This window comes from Promicromonospora sp. NPDC059942 (assembly GCF_042731755.1).
In the GTDB taxonomy this organism is placed as follows: domain Bacteria; phylum Actinomycetota; class Actinomycetes; order Actinomycetales; family Cellulomonadaceae; genus Promicromonospora.
In genome coordinates, this window is record NZ_JBHWLR010000005.1 from 286,251 (window position 1) to 302,350 (window position 16,100).

At 74.4% G+C, this 16,100-nt stretch carries 18 protein-coding genes; 5 read left to right on the forward strand and 13 right to left on the reverse strand.

Going from position 1 to position 16,100, the window contains the following annotated elements; all coding sequences use genetic code 11:
* Nucleotides 1-8 precede the first annotated feature (8 nt).
* The 8 genes from ACFV9Q_RS10675 to ACFV9Q_RS10710 form a co-directional block, all read right to left on the reverse strand.
* The gene (locus tag ACFV9Q_RS10675; RefSeq protein ID WP_377234393.1) at nucleotides 9-956 is read right to left on the reverse strand and encodes a ribokinase; all 948 of its coding nucleotides are present in this window, start codon (nucleotides 954-956) and stop codon (nucleotides 9-11) included.
* A complete protein-coding gene (locus ACFV9Q_RS10680) occupies nucleotides 953-2,329 on the reverse strand; it encodes an ADP-ribosylglycohydrolase family protein (protein WP_377234394.1) in 1,377 nt (458 codons plus the stop codon). Before ACFV9Q_RS10680 ends, ACFV9Q_RS10675 begins: the two co-directional genes overlap by 4 nt.
* Nucleotides 2,326-3,495 (reverse strand): ADP-ribosylglycohydrolase family protein, encoded by a 1,170-nt coding sequence (locus ACFV9Q_RS10685; protein WP_377234395.1) that lies wholly within the window; start codon nucleotides 3,493-3,495, stop codon nucleotides 2,326-2,328. The genes ACFV9Q_RS10680 and ACFV9Q_RS10685 overlap by 4 nt, the downstream gene beginning before the upstream one ends.
* Before the next feature lie 42 nt (nucleotides 3,496-3,537).
* The gene (locus ACFV9Q_RS10690; protein WP_377229197.1) at nucleotides 3,538-4,812 is read right to left on the reverse strand and encodes an ABC transporter substrate-binding protein; all 1,275 of its coding nucleotides are present in this window, start codon (nucleotides 4,810-4,812) and stop codon (nucleotides 3,538-3,540) included.
* A 47-nt stretch (nucleotides 4,813-4,859) separates the two neighbouring features.
* Nucleotides 4,860-5,687 carry a carbohydrate ABC transporter permease gene (locus ACFV9Q_RS10695; RefSeq protein WP_377229196.1) on the reverse strand — a complete coding sequence of 276 codons (828 nt, stop codon included), beginning with the start codon at nucleotides 5,685-5,687 and terminating at the stop codon, nucleotides 4,860-4,862.
* A gap of 4 nt (nucleotides 5,688-5,691) precedes the next feature.
* Nucleotides 5,692-6,657: a carbohydrate ABC transporter permease gene (locus ACFV9Q_RS10700; RefSeq protein ID WP_377234396.1), complete on the reverse strand. Its 966-nt coding sequence runs from the start codon at nucleotides 6,655-6,657 to the stop codon at nucleotides 5,692-5,694.
* Nucleotides 6,654-7,685 carry a LacI family DNA-binding transcriptional regulator gene (locus ACFV9Q_RS10705; protein ID WP_377234397.1) on the reverse strand — a complete coding sequence of 344 codons (1,032 nt, stop codon included), beginning with the start codon at nucleotides 7,683-7,685 and terminating at the stop codon, nucleotides 6,654-6,656. Before ACFV9Q_RS10705 ends, ACFV9Q_RS10700 begins: the two co-directional genes overlap by 4 nt.
* An 864-nt stretch (nucleotides 7,686-8,549) precedes the next feature.
* On the reverse strand, nucleotides 8,550-9,293 hold the full coding sequence (locus tag ACFV9Q_RS10710; protein ID WP_377234398.1) for a CGNR zinc finger domain-containing protein: 744 nt from the start codon (nucleotides 9,291-9,293) through the stop codon (nucleotides 8,550-8,552).
* 132 nt (nucleotides 9,294-9,425) lie between these two features.
* On the opposite strand from ACFV9Q_RS10710, the gene ACFV9Q_RS10715 reads away from it, so the two are divergent.
* The 4 genes from ACFV9Q_RS10715 to ACFV9Q_RS10730 are packed head-to-tail and all read left to right on the forward strand — an operon-like array spanning nucleotide 9,426 to nucleotide 10,960.
* Complete coding sequence (locus ACFV9Q_RS10715) at nucleotides 9,426-9,854, forward strand: hypothetical protein (protein WP_377229192.1); 429 nt, start codon at nucleotides 9,426-9,428, stop codon at nucleotides 9,852-9,854.
* A gap of 50 nt (nucleotides 9,855-9,904) precedes the next feature.
* Nucleotides 9,905-10,348 (forward strand): VOC family protein, encoded by a 444-nt coding sequence (locus ACFV9Q_RS10720; RefSeq protein WP_377234521.1) that lies wholly within the window; start codon nucleotides 9,905-9,907, stop codon nucleotides 10,346-10,348.
* Nucleotides 10,345-10,602 (forward strand): hypothetical protein, encoded by a 258-nt coding sequence (locus ACFV9Q_RS10725; protein WP_377234399.1) that lies wholly within the window; start codon nucleotides 10,345-10,347, stop codon nucleotides 10,600-10,602. Before ACFV9Q_RS10720 ends, ACFV9Q_RS10725 begins: the two co-directional genes overlap by 4 nt.
* Complete coding sequence (locus ACFV9Q_RS10730; RefSeq protein WP_377234400.1) at nucleotides 10,589-10,960, forward strand: hypothetical protein; 372 nt, start codon at nucleotides 10,589-10,591, stop codon at nucleotides 10,958-10,960. The genes ACFV9Q_RS10725 and ACFV9Q_RS10730 overlap by 14 nt, the downstream gene beginning before the upstream one ends.
* Here ACFV9Q_RS10730 and ACFV9Q_RS10735 read toward each other — a convergent pair.
* From ACFV9Q_RS10735 to ACFV9Q_RS10755, 5 genes are all read right to left on the reverse strand, one after another.
* The gene (locus tag ACFV9Q_RS10735) at nucleotides 10,903-11,550 is read right to left on the reverse strand and encodes a cytochrome b/b6 domain-containing protein (protein ID WP_377234401.1); all 648 of its coding nucleotides are present in this window, start codon (nucleotides 11,548-11,550) and stop codon (nucleotides 10,903-10,905) included. The two genes, ACFV9Q_RS10730 and ACFV9Q_RS10735, sit on opposite strands and share 58 nt — an antisense overlap.
* Nucleotides 11,543-12,247, reverse strand: coding sequence for a molybdopterin-dependent oxidoreductase (locus tag ACFV9Q_RS10740; protein ID WP_377234402.1), 705 nt, complete (start codon nucleotides 12,245-12,247; stop codon nucleotides 11,543-11,545). The genes ACFV9Q_RS10735 and ACFV9Q_RS10740 overlap by 8 nt, the downstream gene beginning before the upstream one ends.
* A gap of 68 nt (nucleotides 12,248-12,315) precedes the next feature.
* Nucleotides 12,316-13,524 (reverse strand): MFS transporter, encoded by a 1,209-nt coding sequence (locus ACFV9Q_RS10745; RefSeq protein WP_377234403.1) that lies wholly within the window; start codon nucleotides 13,522-13,524, stop codon nucleotides 12,316-12,318.
* A complete protein-coding gene (locus ACFV9Q_RS10750) occupies nucleotides 13,521-14,282 on the reverse strand; it encodes a class I SAM-dependent methyltransferase (protein ID WP_377234404.1) in 762 nt (253 codons plus the stop codon). The genes ACFV9Q_RS10745 and ACFV9Q_RS10750 overlap by 4 nt, the downstream gene beginning before the upstream one ends.
* A gap of 9 nt (nucleotides 14,283-14,291) precedes the next feature.
* A complete protein-coding gene (locus ACFV9Q_RS10755) occupies nucleotides 14,292-15,191 on the reverse strand; it encodes a LysR family transcriptional regulator (RefSeq protein ID WP_377234405.1) in 900 nt (299 codons plus the stop codon).
* 88 nt (nucleotides 15,192-15,279) lie between these two features.
* Between ACFV9Q_RS10755 and ACFV9Q_RS10760 the strand changes: the two genes are divergently transcribed.
* Nucleotides 15,280-16,100, forward strand: an 821-nt coding sequence (locus ACFV9Q_RS10760) for an SDR family NAD(P)-dependent oxidoreductase (protein WP_377234406.1), incomplete at its 3' end; no start/stop codon positions are given.

The following is a 16,100-nucleotide window of genomic DNA, read 5'->3' on the forward strand; positions in this document are numbered from 1 at the left end:
ATGCCTTTCTAGTTCTTGTCGACGAGCAGGTGCTCGGCCAGCGCGACGACGGCGGCCGCGTCGGGCACGGCGTCCTGCGCCCCCGGACGCGTGACGGCGAGCGCCCCGGCGGCCCCGGCCAGGCGCGCCGCCTGCAAGAGGCCCGAGCCGGCCGGGCCGGAGCCGGCCAGACCCGAGCGGGCCAGGGACGCCGCCAGGACGCCGCAGTAGGTGTCACCCGCGCCGGTCGTGTCCACCGCCTCGACCTCGGCGGCCGGGACCAGGACGGGCTCCGCGCCGCGCCGGGCCACGAGACTGCCTGCCGCGCCGAGGGTCACGACGACCGCGGGCACCCGGACCAGCAGGGCGGCCGCGAGGTCCTCGGGGGTCGCGCCGGCGCCCGGCCCCGCCAGGTCCGCCGCCTCGTGCTCGTTGACCACGAGCACGTCGAGCTGGTCCCACAGGGCGTCGGGCAGTTCGCGCGACGGCGCCGCGTTGAGCACGAACAGCGCGCCCTCACGGCGTTCGCGGGCGGCGGCGATCACGGTGTCGAGCGGGATCTCGAGCTGCGCCAGCACGACGTCGGCGGCCGCGATCCGACGGGCCTGCGCCGCGCCGACCCGCACGCGCGAGTTGGCGCCGGGCGCCACGACGATGGCGTTCTCGCCGTCAGGCGAGACGGTGATCAGGGCGGTGCCGGTCGGGGCGTCGACCCGGTCGACGACGTCGGTGCGCACGCCCGCCCCGCCGAGCGAGGCGAGCAGCAGCTCGCCGGACTCGTCCTGGCCCAGCGCCCCCACGAACGTGGTGTCCGCTCCCCCGGCGCGCGCCGCGGCGACTGCCTGGTTGGCGCCCTTGCCGCCCGGCGTGCGGCGCAGGTCGCCGCCGAGGATGGTCTCGCCGCCGGCGGGGTGCCGGGGCACATCGACCACCAGGTCGACGTTCGCCGACCCGACCACCACGACCTGCCCGGTCATGCGGCACCTCCGGCCGGCTCCACCAGCGCCACGGTACGCGCCGCGAGGTCGGCGATGCGCTGCTCCCCGCCGGGCAGCGAGGTCGCGATGCGCCCGTCGAGCGGCGCGGTCCACCGTTCGCCGATCCCGTCGACACCCAGAATGGCGCCGGCGACACCGCCCACGGTCGCCGCCGCCGAGTCCGTGTCCCAGCCCGCCGTGACGGCGATCGAGACGCTCGCCCCGAAGTCGCCCCGGCCCGCGGACAGCGCGAACGCGATGACGGCAGCGTTGTTCAGGGTGTGCACCCAGTGCAGGTGCCCGTACTCGGCGTGGATCCGGTCGAGCCCGGCGCGCACGCCCGCCTCGCTCCCGTCGTTGTCCCGGCCCAGGGACCGGCCGAGCGCCACGGCGCCGGCCAGCCCGCTGCCCGGGGGCACGACGGCGTCCGCGGCGTCGAGCACCTGCTCGACGTCGGAGGCCACCATCGCGGCGGCGGCCAGCCCGGCCGCCCACATCGCCCCGTAGATCCCGTCGCCGGTGTGGCTGAGCCGGGCGTCGACCCAGGCCAGCCGGGCCGCCCCGCGCACGTCGCCCGGCGAGACCCAGCCGAGCAGGTCGGTGCGGATGAGCGCGCCGATCCACTCGCGGAACGGGTTGTGGTGCGTGGCCGTCTCCGGCACGGGCACCGCGTCGAGGATGTTGCGGTACGCCGCGCGCTCGGCCGTGAAGGTGCGCCCGGCGGGCAGGTTGTCCAGCCAGAGCTGCGCCACGTCGTCGGTGGTGAACCCGCGGCCGTGCTGCTCCAGGAGCGCGAGGGCCAGGATCGGGTAGTTGAGGTCGTCGTCCTCCGGCATGCCGGAGATGTTCTCCTCCAGCGACGTCGGCGCCGACCGGCGGTTCCACGGCCAGCGCGCCGCGACGTCGTCGGGCAGGCCGACGGCGGTGAACCAGCCGGTCAGCGGCCAGCGGCCGGTCGCGCGCAGGATCTCCTCGATGCCGGCGCGCGGGATCTTCTCCACGGGCTTGCCGAGCAGGCAGCCCGCGGCCCGGCCGGTCCAGGCGCCGTGCACCCGGGCGGCGTAGGCCGCCTCCCCTCCGGCCGGACGGTCCGGCAGGGTGGGTGCGGGCGGGAGCAGGGCCTCGATCTCGTCCCACGTGGCCGGGGCCGAGGACGCCGCAGGCAGAGCGTCCAGCTCGTCCAGCAGCGTCCGGGCGAGCGCCCGCAGCGCCGGGGTGGCCGGGACGGGACCCGCCCCGCTCACCGCCGGCGTCGGGTCGCCGCCCGCCGCGACCCAGCGGTCGCGGACGTCGGCGACGTCCTTGCCCTCGGCCGCCGACTGCACGAGCTCGTGCGCCAGCAGGTCCTCGGGCTGGGCCCAGGTCAGCCTCACGCCGGCTCACCCGCCCCGACGGCGTCGAGCGACGTCAGCCGGGCCAGCGCCCGCTCGCGGTCCGCGCGCAGGATGTCGCCGGCGGCGTCCGCCATGAGGCGGCCGGTCTCCCGGACGTCCATCTTGCTGGCGGTCTCGATCTCGTCGAGCCACTCGGCGGGCACGACGCCGCTGCCGCCCAGACCGGCGGCGACGGCGCCCGCCATGACGGCGATCGAGTCGGCGTCGCGGCCGTAGTTCACGGCGGCCAGCACGGAGCCGCGGTAGTCGCCGCGGTGCCCGAGCAGGAGCCCGAGCGCTACCGGCAGCTCCTCGATCGACTTGGTGCGCGAGGGCCGGCGGGCGTCCATCGACATCTGCCGGTACTCCGCGCCCACCGAGTCGTACGGGGCCACGACCTCGCGGACGAGGCGCGCGAGCTTGCGCTCCTCGTCGTCGGTCGTGGGCGGCTCCGGCCAGCCGGACACGGCGTCGACAACCGCCCGGAGCGCGTCCGCCGTGCCGTCGTGCGCCACGTCGAGCGCGGCGGCCACGACGTCGTCCAGCGTGGCGCCCGGGGTGACCGAGGCCGCGACCATCGCCGCGAAGACCCCGGCCGCCTCGCGGCCGTAGCTCGACTGGTGGGCGCCCGTGAGGTCGATCGCCTCGGCGTAGGCGGCGCGGGCGTCGCCCGCGTTCACCAGGCCGACCGGGGCCGCGTACATCGCCGCCCCGCAGTTGACCACGTTGCCCACGCCCGCCTCACGCGGGTCCACGTGCCCGTAGTGCAGCCGGGCCACCAGCCACTTCTCGGCGAGGAACACCCGCTGGAGCAGCAGCGCCGTCGACTCGAGCTCGGGGATCCACCGCGGCTCCCCGATCATCAGCGGCACCAGGTCCTCGGCCATCGCGTAGGCGTCGAGGTGCGCCCGCCGCTTGGCGTACACCTCCACGAGCGCCCTGGTCATGAGGGTGTCGTCCGTGATGTGCCCGTCGCCCTTGTGGTACGGGGCGATGGGGCGCGCGTCGCGCCAGTTGGGGTACCAGGGCCCGACGATGCCGCGCACGCGGCCCCCGTGCCGCTCCTCGATCTGCTCCGGTGTCCAGCCCTCGGTAGCTCCACCGAGGGCGTCCCCCACTGCGGCACCGGTGATCACGGCCACCGACCGGTCCTCTAACCAGCTCACGGCTCTGCTCCTTCGTCGTTCCTGCGTCGCTTGCGTCAGCTACTACTGCGTGATCTCGTCCCAGCCGCTCGTGAGCTGGTCGGCGAGCTCCGTCTCGTCCGTCTCCTGCGCCAGGTAGCGCTGGTAGGCGGGCGTCGCCACGGTGTCCTTCCACTGGGCGTAGGAGTCGGCGAAGAGGTAGGGCGCGGCCGTGAAGTTCTGGCCGGACGCCAGGATGGTGCTCCAGCCGTTCTCGTCGCCGAGCTTCTCCGTCAGGGCCTCCTGGGCCGACGTCGTCGCCGGGATCAGGGCGTCCGCCTCGTTCAGCGCGGCGAGGTGCTCGGTCTGCGTGAAGAACTCGATGAACTCCGCGGACTCCTCGACGTGCTCGGAGTCGATGTTGACCGACAGCGTCTGGGGGTTGGCCGCCTGCTGCGGGCCCTCGGGGCCGGCCAGCGGGGGCAGCGCCACCCAGTCGAGGTCCTTCGGCGCGTCCTTGGCGATGTTCGCGGCCTGGTAGGAGCCCTGCACGGTCATCGCCGTCTGCCCGGCGTAGAAGGAGGCGATGGCCTCGGAACCCGACTGGGTCAGGGTCACCGGCAGGATCGACTCGTCGTCGTAGGCCATGCCGTGCACCAGCTCGGGCAGGGCCATCTCGCCCTCGCCGACGGTCAGGTCGGCGTCCTCGCCCGTGCCCTCGATGTAGGTGCCGCCGAACCCGGGGGCCAGCGCCATGAACGCCGCCGTCGGGCTGGAGAGGCCCCAGCCGAGGCCGTAGACGTCGCCCTTCGTGGTCGCCTTGGCGATCTCGCGCAGCTCGTCCCAGGTCATGGTCTCGCCGGTCGGGATCTCGACGCCGGCGTCCTCCAGCAGGGCGCGGTTGGCGAACACCACGTACGACTGCAGCTCGGTCGGGTAGGCGATCACCTGGTCGTCGACGGTCACGGAGTCGAGCACACCCTCGGGGATGTCCGCGCGGCGCTCGTCCGACATGAGGTCGGTGAGGTCGGCCAGGTAGCCGTCGCGGGCGAACGACACGATGCTCGCCGCCTCGTAGTGGATGATGTCGGGCGCGGCGCCGCCGTTGAACTGGGTGATGAGCTTGTCGTAGACGCCGTCCCAGCCCGCCGGGACGATCTCGACCTGGACGTCGGGGTTGGCCGTGTTCCAGTCCTCGACGATCGACTCGGTCGCGGCGATGGCGGCCGGCTGGTCGGACAGGGCCTGGAACTTCAGCGTGACCGGGCCGTCGTCGGCGGCGTCCCCGCTGCCGCAGGCGGCGAGCAGAAGGGTGCTGGTCGTGAGGCATGCAGCGATGAACACTCCACGAGACTTCATGGGTCTGCCTTTCGGATAGGTGGTGCTGGTGTGGCCGTGGGGGCTGGTCATCCCTTGACCGCCCCGGCCATGAGGCCGCCGGTGAGCTTCTTCTGCATGATCGAGAAGAAGACGATGCTGGGTATCGCGGCGAGCACGGAGCCCGCCGCCAGGGGGCCGAGCGCGACCTTGCCCTCGCCGCCGATGAACGTCGACAGGGTGATCGGCAGGGTGTAGTTCTCGGGCGACTGGAGCAGCACGAGAGCGAAGAAGAACTCGTTCCAGGACGAGACGAAGCTGAACATCGCCGTGGCGACGACGCCGGGGGCGAGCAGCGGGACGACGATCCGGCGCAGCACCACGAGGCGGCTGCCGCCGTCCATCGCCCCGGCCTCCTCGAGCTCCACCGGGATCGCGGCGACGTAGCCCTGCAGCATCCACAGCGCGAACGGCAGCGTGTACGTGGTGTGCACGAGCGTGAGCCCGAGGAGGCTGTCCGTCAGGCCGATCGTCCGCAGGATGAGGAACAGCGGCAGGATCACGAGGATCACCGGGAACACCTGGCTGACCAGGATCCAGCCGACGCCGGCCGTGCGGATCGCGCCCTTGAGCCGGGCCAGCACGTACGAGGCCGGCAGCGCGATGAGGATGACGAGCGCCGTGGACGCGAGCGCGACGATCGCGCTGTTGGCCGCGGAGTGCACCAGGCCCTGCCGGGCGAGAGCCTGCGAGTAGTTCTCCCAGTGCCACTCCTGCGGCAGCAGGTTCACGACCAGCGAGTTGAGCTCGCCGGACGACTTCACCGAGGCCGACAGCAGCCACAGCAGCGGGAAGCCCAGGAAGATGATGTAACAGGCCAGCGCCACGTACTGGGCGGGGCGGACGAGAACGCGCATCGGCTCAGCCCTCCTTCTTCGTCTTCTCGGCGCGGTCGTCGCGGAACTGCGACCGCAGGTAGAGCGCGAGGAGGAGCACGACCACCACGACGAGCACCACGCCCATCGCGGCGGCGTAACCGATGTTCCGGTTCTTGAACGCCTCCAGGTAGGTGAACAGCATCGGCAGCATGGTGCGGCCGCCGGGCCCGCCCTCGGTCAGCACGTAGACCAGGGAGAACGAGTTGAAGTTCCAGATGAAGTTCAGCGACGTGATCGACGCGACGATCGGCCGCAGGCTCGGCAGCGTGACCGCCCAGAAGCGGCGCCAGGCCCCGGCGCCGTCCATCGCGGCGGCCTCGTGCAGCTCGTCCGGAATCTGCTGCAGCCCGGCGAGCAGGGTCACCGTGGTCTGGGGCATGCCCACCCAGACGCCGACGACGATGACGGCGGGCAGCGCGGTGGAGAAGTCGGCGAGCCAGTTGGTGTCGTCCGGCAGGCCCAGCGAACCGAGGAACGCGTTGAGCGGCCCCGCGTTCGGCGAGTAGATCATCTTCCACATGATCGCCACGACCACGGGCGGCATCGCCCACGGGATCAGGGCGAGCACCCGGGTGAGCCCCTGGAACCGCAGCCCCGAGTTGAGCAGCAGCGCGAGGCCCAGCGCGGCGACGAGCTGGAGCAGCGTCACCGAGACCGCCCACACCATGCCGATGCGGAACGAGTCCCAGAAGAACGAGTTGCCCGCGAGCCGCACGAAGTTGTCGACGCCGACGAACTGGTAGTCGGGGTGCCGCACGAGCTCGGCGTCCGTGAACGCGAGCAGCACACCCATGAGCAGCGGCGCGACGGACAGCACGAGGATGGGCAGCAGGGACGGCATGACCAGCGCGGCGGCCTCGCGGCGCCGGGCGCGGTCCATGCCCGTGGGGCCGCGACGGCGCCCGGACCGGGGCGGCGACGGCTGCCGGGGCGAGGCGAGGACGGTCATCGAGCACTCTCTTCCTGGGCGGTGGACTCGCGCACGAACAGGCGCGGCCCGATGGCGATCTGCTGGGCGGGCTCGGCGCCGTCGTCCACCCGGCCCAGGACGAGCCGGGCGGCGGCGGCCCCGCGCTCCGCGGACCCGAGCGAGACGCTGGTCAGGCTCGGCTGGAAGACGCGGCCGATCTCCGTGTCGTCCATCCCGGTGACGGCGAGCGCGCCCGGCACCGAGAGCCCCAGCTCCCGGGCGGCCCGGACGACGCCGATGGCGAGCAGGTCGTTGGCCGCGACGACGGCGTCGAACGGCCCCGCCGCGGGGGTGCGGGACAGCAGCCGGCGCGCGGCGGCGAGCCCGGCGGCGACGGTGAAGTCGTCGGCCCGCTCCGTCTCCGCGTGGTCCCCGGTGAACGCCGGGCCGGTCGTCGCGGCGTCGAACCCGCGCTGACGGGCGGCGCCCGGGGTGGTGTCGAGCGGTCCGTTGACGAACCCGATCCGGCGGCGGCCGATCTCCAGGAGGTGGGCGACGGCCTGGCCGAGGCCCGCGGCGGAGTCCGTGGAGACGGAGTCGATGCCCTGCTGCTCCAACGAGCGGCCGATCACGACGACGGGGACCGGCGCGTCGCGGATCGCCTCGACGAGCGCGTCGTCGGTGCGCAGGGGGCTGACGATCAGGCCGTCGACGAAGCCGCTGCTCAGGCTGCGGACCAGGTCCGTCGTGGAGGCGACGCTGGGGCCCGTGGACATGACCACCACGCGGTACCCGTGCGGCGCGAGGACCTCGTGGATCGCGGTGAGCATCTCGACGTAGACGGGGTTGCCGATGTCGGCGACGGCGAACGCGACCTGGAAGGTCCGCTTCATCCGCAGCGACCGGCCGATCGCGTCCGGGCTGTAGCCGAGCTCGGCGGCGGCGGCGCGGACGCGGTCCACCATCTTCTGGCTGGCGCCCGTGCCGTGCAGCGCCCGCGAGGTCGACGCCAGCGACACCCCGGCGCGCTCGGCCACCTGGATGAGGGTGGCGCGTGATGACGACACTGTCACTCCACTTCGTCGTGAGGTCCTGCTTGGTGCTTGGTGCTTTGGTGCTTGCTTGTTGCCTGTTGCCTGATCGATCTGGTTGCCGGACTGGTGTGGTGGCCGGACTGGTCTTGTGGCCGGATCGATCTGGAAACGTTTCCAACTCCCAGCCGAACTGGGCCTGGAAACGTTTCCGGTGAGGGTCGTCAGTGTTGCACCGGCGCGGCCGAGCCGTCAAGCGACCCTCGCGGGCAGCGCGCGGAAGTGCGTTTCTACCCCGCCATTGCGCCCGGATCACGGTCGATTCCGGGCTCAATGACGGGGTAGAAGCGCACCTCCGGTGCGGCGCGGGCGACGTCGGGCCGGGTCGGGCCGAGTCGAGTCGGGCCAGGCCGGGCCGAGTCGAGTCGGGCCAGGCCGGGTGGGGCCGGGTCGGGCCGGGCCTGGTGGGGCCAGGCCGGGCCAGGCCGGACCGCGCCGGGTGCGGTGGAGCGGGAGGCCGCGCTCGGAAGTGCGGTTCTACCCCGCCATTGGGCCCGGATCAGGGCTGATTCCGGGCCAGATGGCGGGGTAGAAACGCACCTCCAGTGCCACGCGGGGCGACGTCGGGCCGGGTCGCGTCGAGCCAGACCGGGCCGGGCCAGGTCGAGCTGGGCCAGGTTGGGCGCGGTCGAGTCGGCGGCCGCGCTCGGAAGTGCGGTTCTACCCCGTCATTGCGCCCGAAATCACGCCAGTTTCGGGCCCAATGGCGGGGTAGAAGCGCACCATCGGGGCGGAGTCGGGACGGGCACGGCGAGTCGAGGCGGGTCGGGCCAGGCGGGTCGGGACGGGCACGGCGGGCGGCGCGGGGCCGGGTGGGTCGAGGCGGCCGGGTGGGGCCGGTCAGGCGTGGGTTGTCGACGGCGCCGACGACGTCGGGGTCGACGTCGTGCGGTGCCGCGAGCGGTAGGCCGAGACCTTGACCCGGTTGCCGCACGTGCGCATCGCGCACCACTCGCGGCGGTGCCCGCGGGACCGATCCAGGTAGACCTGGGTGCACTCCGGGCGGCCGCACTCGCGCAGCAGAGCGGCGTCCGGGCCGCCCAGGATCTCGACGGCCTCGCGCGCCACGGCCGCGAGGCCCTGCGCTGCCGTGCCGGAGCGCCGGGTGACGGCGGCGCCGAGGCCGCCCGAGGAGCCAACACCAGCAGACCCGGCACCAGCCGAGCCTGCAACGCCCACCTCCAGCTGCACGATGACCGGCGGCTGCGCGGCGTACCGGTTCAGGACCGCGACCGCCTCCGCGAGCGCGGCCGGGTCGGCAGGCACAACGGCCGCGCCGGACGCAGCCGGGGCCGCCAGGGCAGCCCCGGTCGCGGACGCGGCGGCCTCGGAGAGCGCCGCCAGCGCCGCGCGGCCGCCGAGCCGGTCCTCGACGAGCGCGTAGAGCGACTCGCGCAGCTCCAGGGCCGCCGCCAGGTCTGCCTCGTCGGCGTGCGGGGCGGCGTCGAACATCCCCGACTCGACGAACCAGTCGTCGAGGAGCCCGGGCGTGCCGAGCTTCTCCGCGGGGACCGGGTTACGGCGGGCGCGCAGCGTGCCGAGGAAGTCGAGCGCGAGCGTTCCGCAGGGGAAGGCGTGGTTCACGTAACCATTCTGACCGGTGACCCCGTGACGCACAAGTCCCCGTAACCAGTTTGACGGGTTACGGAACCTGTGCCACAGTTCTGCTCATCGCAGTAACCGCTCAAACCGGTTACCTAACTGAGGAGCCTGACCATGACCGCAGTCCGTTTTCACCTCGACTCCACGCTCGCCCCCGAGGCCGCCATGCGGGTGCTGACCGACTTCAGCCCGGCCCGCGCCGAGGCCTGGCCCACGATCGACGCCGAGCACCTGACGGTCCACGCCCAGGGCGACAACTGGGCCGAGGTCACCGAGGGCACCGCGGCGGCCTGGGAGCGGGCCCGCTACGAGTGGGACGACGAGCGCGGCCGCGTGGACATCACGACACTGGACTCGAAGGTGTTCGGACCCGGCGGTGGCTGGGTCTTCCAGGTCTCCCCCGCCGAGGACGGCAGCCGCATCGACGTCGAGCTGACCCGCACCCCGGAGACCTTCCAGCGCAAGCTGCTCGCCGCCCTGCTGCCCCTCGTGGGCCCGTCGTCCCTCAGCAAGTCCTTCGCGGGCCCGCTGCAGGCCAAGTGACCCACCAGACCCACCACCACCCGAACACCCACCTGGAACCGGAGAACACCATGGAACTCAAGCTCGAGGTCGTCGTCCTGCCCGTCGCCGACGTGGACCGCGCCAAGGACTTCTACGCGGGGCTCGGCTGGCGTCTCGACGCCGACTTCGCCACCGAGCGCGGCCTCCGCGTCGTGCAGCTCACGCCGCCCGGGTCCGCCACGTCGATCATCTTCGGCGAGCACCTCACCGACGCGACGCCGGGCTCCGTGCGGGGCCTGCACCTCGTGGTCACGGACATCGCCGCGGCCCGCGCCGAGCTCGTCGAGAAGGGCGCCGACGTCAGCGAGGTCTGGCACGACCAGGACGGCGTCTTCCACTGGGCCGGCACCGCGAACCGCGTGCCCGGGGCGCACCCCGAGCACGACAGCTACGCGTCGTTCGCGTCGTTCGCCGACCCGGACGGCAACGAGTGGGTGCTCCAGCAGATCATCGACCGTCTCCCGGGCCGATGAGCACCACCGGCGACCCGAGGTCGAACGAGATCCTGCTCGACCTGCTCAGGCAGGCGGCGACGGCGCACGGCGTCCACGAGCAGGAGGAGCTGGGCGGCGTGTACGACGAGGGCTGGCCCGAGTGGTACACCGAGCACATGACCCGCACCCTCGCGGAGCAGGGCTACCGCATCGTCCCCGCCGACGGACCGGTTGACGGACCCGCCGACGCACCCGCCGCCACCCCCGAAGGGGCCGACGATGAGCAGGTCTGACGACGCCGGGGCGCTCGACCGCTCCGAGCGGCTGCTGAGCTCGGCCCCGCCGTACGCCGTCGAGCAGGTGCACGTCGCCGCCTTCGAGCGGCTCACCCCGGCGGAGCGGAAGGCCGCGTTCGACCGGCTCTCCCGCACCGGCGAGCCGCCCGCCGACCCGTCCGCCGCCGCCCTCGGGCGGGCGGCGGCGCGGGTCGAGGGCGGACGGCGGGGCGCCCTGGCCCAGGCTCTCGGCACGGACGCGCCCGGGCTGGCCCTGAGCGGCGCCGTGAGCGCCGCGATCCTCGGCGCGGTGGCCGCCTACGCGGCGTCGTCCGCGGCCTGGGAGGCCTGGTCCGCCGAGGGCGACGAGCTCTGACCGAGCCAGAGGGCGTGCTCCCGCGCCGCCCATGACCGCCGGACGGCCCCGGTGCGCATCCCGCGCCGGGCCTCCGGGTCGGCGATCGCCTTGTACACGTGGCCGGCGACGACGACCACGAGGGCGTAGGCCACGACGTCGTGGACGAGCACGACGCCGGCCCGCGGGACGACGTCGAGCGCGAACTTGAACCACAGCAGCAGGCCGGTGCCGAGCATGACCAGGACGGCGCCGGCGAGCCAGGAGGCCCAGACCTTCTGGCCCGCGTTGAACTTGCCCGCGAACCGGCCGCGGCGCGGGTCGGACGAGCCGAGGCTCGCGAGCCACCGGCGGTCGTGCTCGGCGAAGTGGTCGAGGCGGCGCAGGTCGGCCCGGAAGGGGCCGGACCACAGGCCGATGAGGGCCGGCACGGGCAGCAGGAGCCCGGACCACTCGTGGACGGTCTCGACCAGCAGCCGCCGGCCCACGAGCTGCGCGACCGGCGCCACGTAGAGCGCGACCGCGGTGAGCAGGCAGACCAGGAACAGCAGCCCGGTCGCCCGGTGCACGGCCCGCTCGGCGGGGCTGAACCGGAGCACGCGCTCAGGCACCGACGGGCTCCTCGCCGGGCAGCCAGCCGTCCACGGGGTAGCCGTAGTCCTCCCAGTACCCCTGCTGGACCTGGCCGGTGACCTCGATGCCCGAGAGCCACTTGGCCGACTTGTAGAAGTACATCGGCGCCACGAAGAGCCGCACCGGGCCGCCGCTGTCGTGCGGCACGGGCTCGTCGAACATGCGCAGGGCGACCAGCACGTCCGCCCGGCGCGCCTGCTCCAGCGTGAGGCTCTCGGAGTACGCACCGTCGAAGCACGTGAACCGCACCGCGGCGCCCTCGTCCCGCACCCCGGCCGCGTCGAGCAGGTCGCTCAGGAGCACGCCGGTGAACGGCACGTCGTCGACCTGCCAGCCGTCCGTGCAGACGGCGTCGTGCACCACCGTGTGCTGGGGCAGCGCCGCGAGCTGGTCGAGCGTGTACGTGGCCGGCCGGTCCACCAGCCCGCCGACGGTGAGCCGGTAGCTCGTCGCGTCCTGGCGCGGCACGGAGCCGACGACGCTGAAGTAGCGGAACCCGCGGTCGTCCGGCACCGCGGCCGGCGCAACGCGCCGCAGGGCCTCGCGCACCCCGTCCCGCACCGCGGGTCCCACGGCCACGCCCGCGGCGCCCAGGCCGAGCATCGCCAGCACGATCCGGCGGCCCACCGGCCGCCCAGGCCCGACGGCGTCGCCGGGCAGTCCTTTGTCGATCATGCCGCCCACCATCGCCCGGCCGCGCCGGGCGGCGGACCAGGGTGCGGCCCTGGTCCGCACCCTGGTGCCTACGCGCTCCGCCGGACGGCGCCGCGCGCGCCCACCAGGGTGACGACGGCGACGACGGCGCACAGCACCGCGGTCGTCAGGAGCCCGACCGCGAAGCTCGTGCCGGCCGCGATGAAGCCGACCACGAGCGAGCCGAGCCCGGTGCCGGTGTCGAAGCCGATGTTCCAGACGGCGCTGGCGACGCTGCGCTCCCGGTCGGGCACGGCGGCGAACGCGCTGACCAGCGTGAGGTTCTGCAGGCTGCCGTACGAGACGCCGACGACGGTCATGCCCACGATCAGCCCCGCGGCGCCGGGGCCCGAGCCGGTGAGCGACCAGGCGCACAGCACGAGGGCCGCCGCGCAGAGCGCCAGCAGCGGCGGGACGAACCGGCGCGGCCCGTACCGGTCGGCCAGGCCGCCGACCAGCCAGCGGGACAGGGCCGCCGCGACGGTGAGGCCGAGCAGCCCGGCCATCGCGACGAGGGCGCCGTGGCCGAGCTGGGGCGCGAACGTGAGCAGCGCTCCCCCGGGCGTGGTGACGGCGAGCAGCACGAGGGAGGGCAGGGCCAGCGCGAGCAGCATGCGGGCCCGGCCCGGTGCAGCGCCGTCGGGCACGTGCGGTGCGGCGGCGTGGCCGGCGGTGAGCAGGTCCAGCCGCCGTCCGAGGGCCGTCGCGAACGGCACGGCGAGCGCGGGCAGGGCCCCGAGGACGAACACGAGCCGGAAGTCGACGGACTCGGCGACCCACGCGGCGCTCGGCGTGAGGAACACCTGGGGCGCCGCGACCGCGAGGCCGTAGACGCCGATCGCGCGGCCGCGCCGGGAGACGTCGACCAGCTCGGCGATCGCGGTCGCGCCGCACACGGTCACCACCGCGAACCCGGCGCCGCGCACCGCGGACGCGGCGAGGATCCAGCCGAGCTGGTCGGTGAGCAGGAACGCCAGGGACGGGAGCCCGAGCAGGAGCACCCCGGCCACCAGGGTGCTGCGCCAGCCGAGCCGGCGCAGCGCCCAGGGCACGGTCGTCTGGAAGGTGACGGTGGCGAGCATGAGGACGGCGTTCACGAGCCCCGCGCCGCCCTCGTCGGCGCCGCCGTGGGTGGCCCACAGCGGCGCCGTCGGCAGCAGGAGCGCGTAGCCCGCGAAGCCGAACAGCGACATCCAGACCAGGGCCCGGATCCCGGGTACGCGCAGGACGGGCTGGTCCGGGTCGGTGGGGGCGCTCACGCGGACCTCGGGCGCCGGGCGACCGCCCAGCGGAAGGCGTTCAGCAGGCGGTAGCTGCCGTCGGGACGGCGGAACGGCGCGGCGGACTCGACCACCACGGGCGCGAGCTCCGCGACCGTCGTGTCGCCCTCGCCGAACAGGATGCCGCGCACCAGGTCGTTCGCGTCCCGGGCGGTCCACGGGACCGGCACCACGCCGTCGTCGAGCACCGCCCAGCCCGCCTCGGCGAGGACGGCGGCGAGCCCGCCCGGCAGGCGCAGCGGGCCGTCCTCGGGCGGCTCCTCGTCGTCGGCCTCCGCGAGCGCCACGTTGATCGCGTCCAGGTCGTTCCGGGTCCGGTCGGCCCAGCCGGCCAGGCCGACGACGCCGTCCGGCGTCAGCACGCGGGAGATCTCGGCCAGGGCGTCGTCGACGTCGTCGGCGAACTGGACGGCGTTCACGGCGAGCACGGCGTCGAAGGCGCCGTCGTCGAACGGGAGGTGCTCGGCCTCGCCGACGCGGACGTCCGCGCCGACGGCGCGGGCCCGGGCGAGCTCGACCATCCGGGTCGCCGGGTCGACGCCGGCGGGCCGGGCGCCCTGGTCCTGGAGGTGTTCGAGCAGCTCGCCGCTGCCGCAGCCGACGTCGAGCACACGCGAGCCCGGCCCGATCCCCGCCGCGTCCAGGAGCGGGGCCCAGACCGGGCGCGCGAAGGTGCCCCAGTACCGGCCCCAGTCGTCGGCGACGGCGGACCAGGGGTCGTCGGGCGCGGCGGGCATGCGGCGAGACTAGCCCAGCCCACCGGCGACCTCCCGGAGCGCCCGCACCACGGCGTCGACGCCCGCCGGGCGGTCCGGGCGGGTGATCGCGACCGCGGCGCGGCCGAGCCAGGCCGGGTCGTCGACGCGCACCGTGGCGACGTCGGCGGGAATCCCGGGGACGACGAGCTCGGGCACCGTGGTGACGCCCAGCCCGGCGGCGACCAGGCCGAGTCGGGCGGGCCACTCGCGCACCGCGTGCACGACCCGGGGCGCGAGCAGCGTGGGCCAGGCGCCGAACTGCGGGTCGCCGCGCAGGCCCTTGCCGACGATCCACTCCTCCTCGGCCAGCTCCGCGACCGGGACCTGGTCACGGCCCGCGAAGCTGTGGTCCCGCGACACCGCGACCAGGGAGCGGCCGTCCGCGAGGTGGTCGCGGCGCAGCCCGTCGAGGTCGTACGCGGGCAGGTCGGCGCCCATGCCGATGACCGCGACGTCGATGCGCCCCGCGCGGAGCTGCCGGAGCTGGGTGGGGGTCGACGCCTCGTGCAGGTCGACGGTGAGGCCCGGGTGCCGCTCCCGCACGACGGCGACGGCGCGCGGCGCGAGCACCCACGTCGCCGTCGGGAAGGCGCCGAGCACGACCCGGCCGCCCAGGGTGTCGGCCAGGCCCGCGAGGTCCTTGCCCACGGCGTCCAGCTCGGCGAGGACCACCGCGGCCCGGCGCGCCACGAGCGTGCCCGCCGGGGTGGGGGCCACGCCGCGCGCGCCGCGCACGAACAGGGGCACGCCCGCGGCGGCCTCGGCGGCGGCCACCTGACGGGACACCGCGGACTGGGTGTACCCGAGCAGGTCGGCCGTGGCGGTGAAGGACCCGGTGCCGACGACGGCGTGGACCACCCGCAGCGCGGTGACGGTGAGCTCGGCCATGCGCCCATCATGAGCCATGCGGCAGGCGCATGTCTTGTGTGCCGAAGAGTCGCTGGTGGAATGGCTCGCGCCGCCGCACGATGGAGGCATGCACACCACATGGTTCATCACCGGAGCAGCCAAGGGTCTCGGTCGCGAGTGGGCCGAGGCCGCCCTCGAACGCGGCGACCACGTCACGGCCACCGCGCGGGACGTGTCCGCGCTGGAGCCGCTCGTCGACAAGTACGGCGAGGCCGTGCTGGCCCTTCCGCTCGACGTCACCGACCGGCCGGCTGTGCAGGCCGCCGTCGACCGCGCCGTCGAGCACTTCGGGCGGCTCGACGTCGTCGTCAACAACGCCGGGTACGGCCAGGTCGGCATGGTCGAGGAGGTGACCGAGCAGGAGCTGCGCGCCCAGCTGGAGACCAACTTCTTCGGCACGGTCTGGGTCACCCAGGCGGTCCTGCCGGTCCTCCGCGCGCAGCGTTCGGGCCGCATCCTGCAGGTCACCAGCGAGGGCGGCGTCCGCGCCTTCCCGGGGTTCGGCGCCTACCACGCCTCCAAGTGGGCGGTGGAGGGCCTGTCCGAGGCCCTGGCGCAGGAGGTCGCGCCGTTCGGCATCCACGTGACCAACGTGGAGCCGGGCCCGTACGCGACGGGGTTCGGCGCCGGGCTGCGCGCCAGCGCCGAGCACCCGGACTACGCCGAGGCCCGGATCGCCACAGCGCCCGAGTGGGAGCTCGGGAACCCGCGCGCCACCCGCGACGCACTGCTGCGGATCGTCGACGCCGAGCGGCCGCCGCTGCACGTCTTCCTCGGCAAGCCGCTCACCGACGTCGAGCAGATCTACGCCGAGCGCCTGCGCACCTGGCGCGAGTGGGAGCCGGTCGCGCTGGAGGGGTTTTGGGGCTGGGGCCCCAACACCTCCCG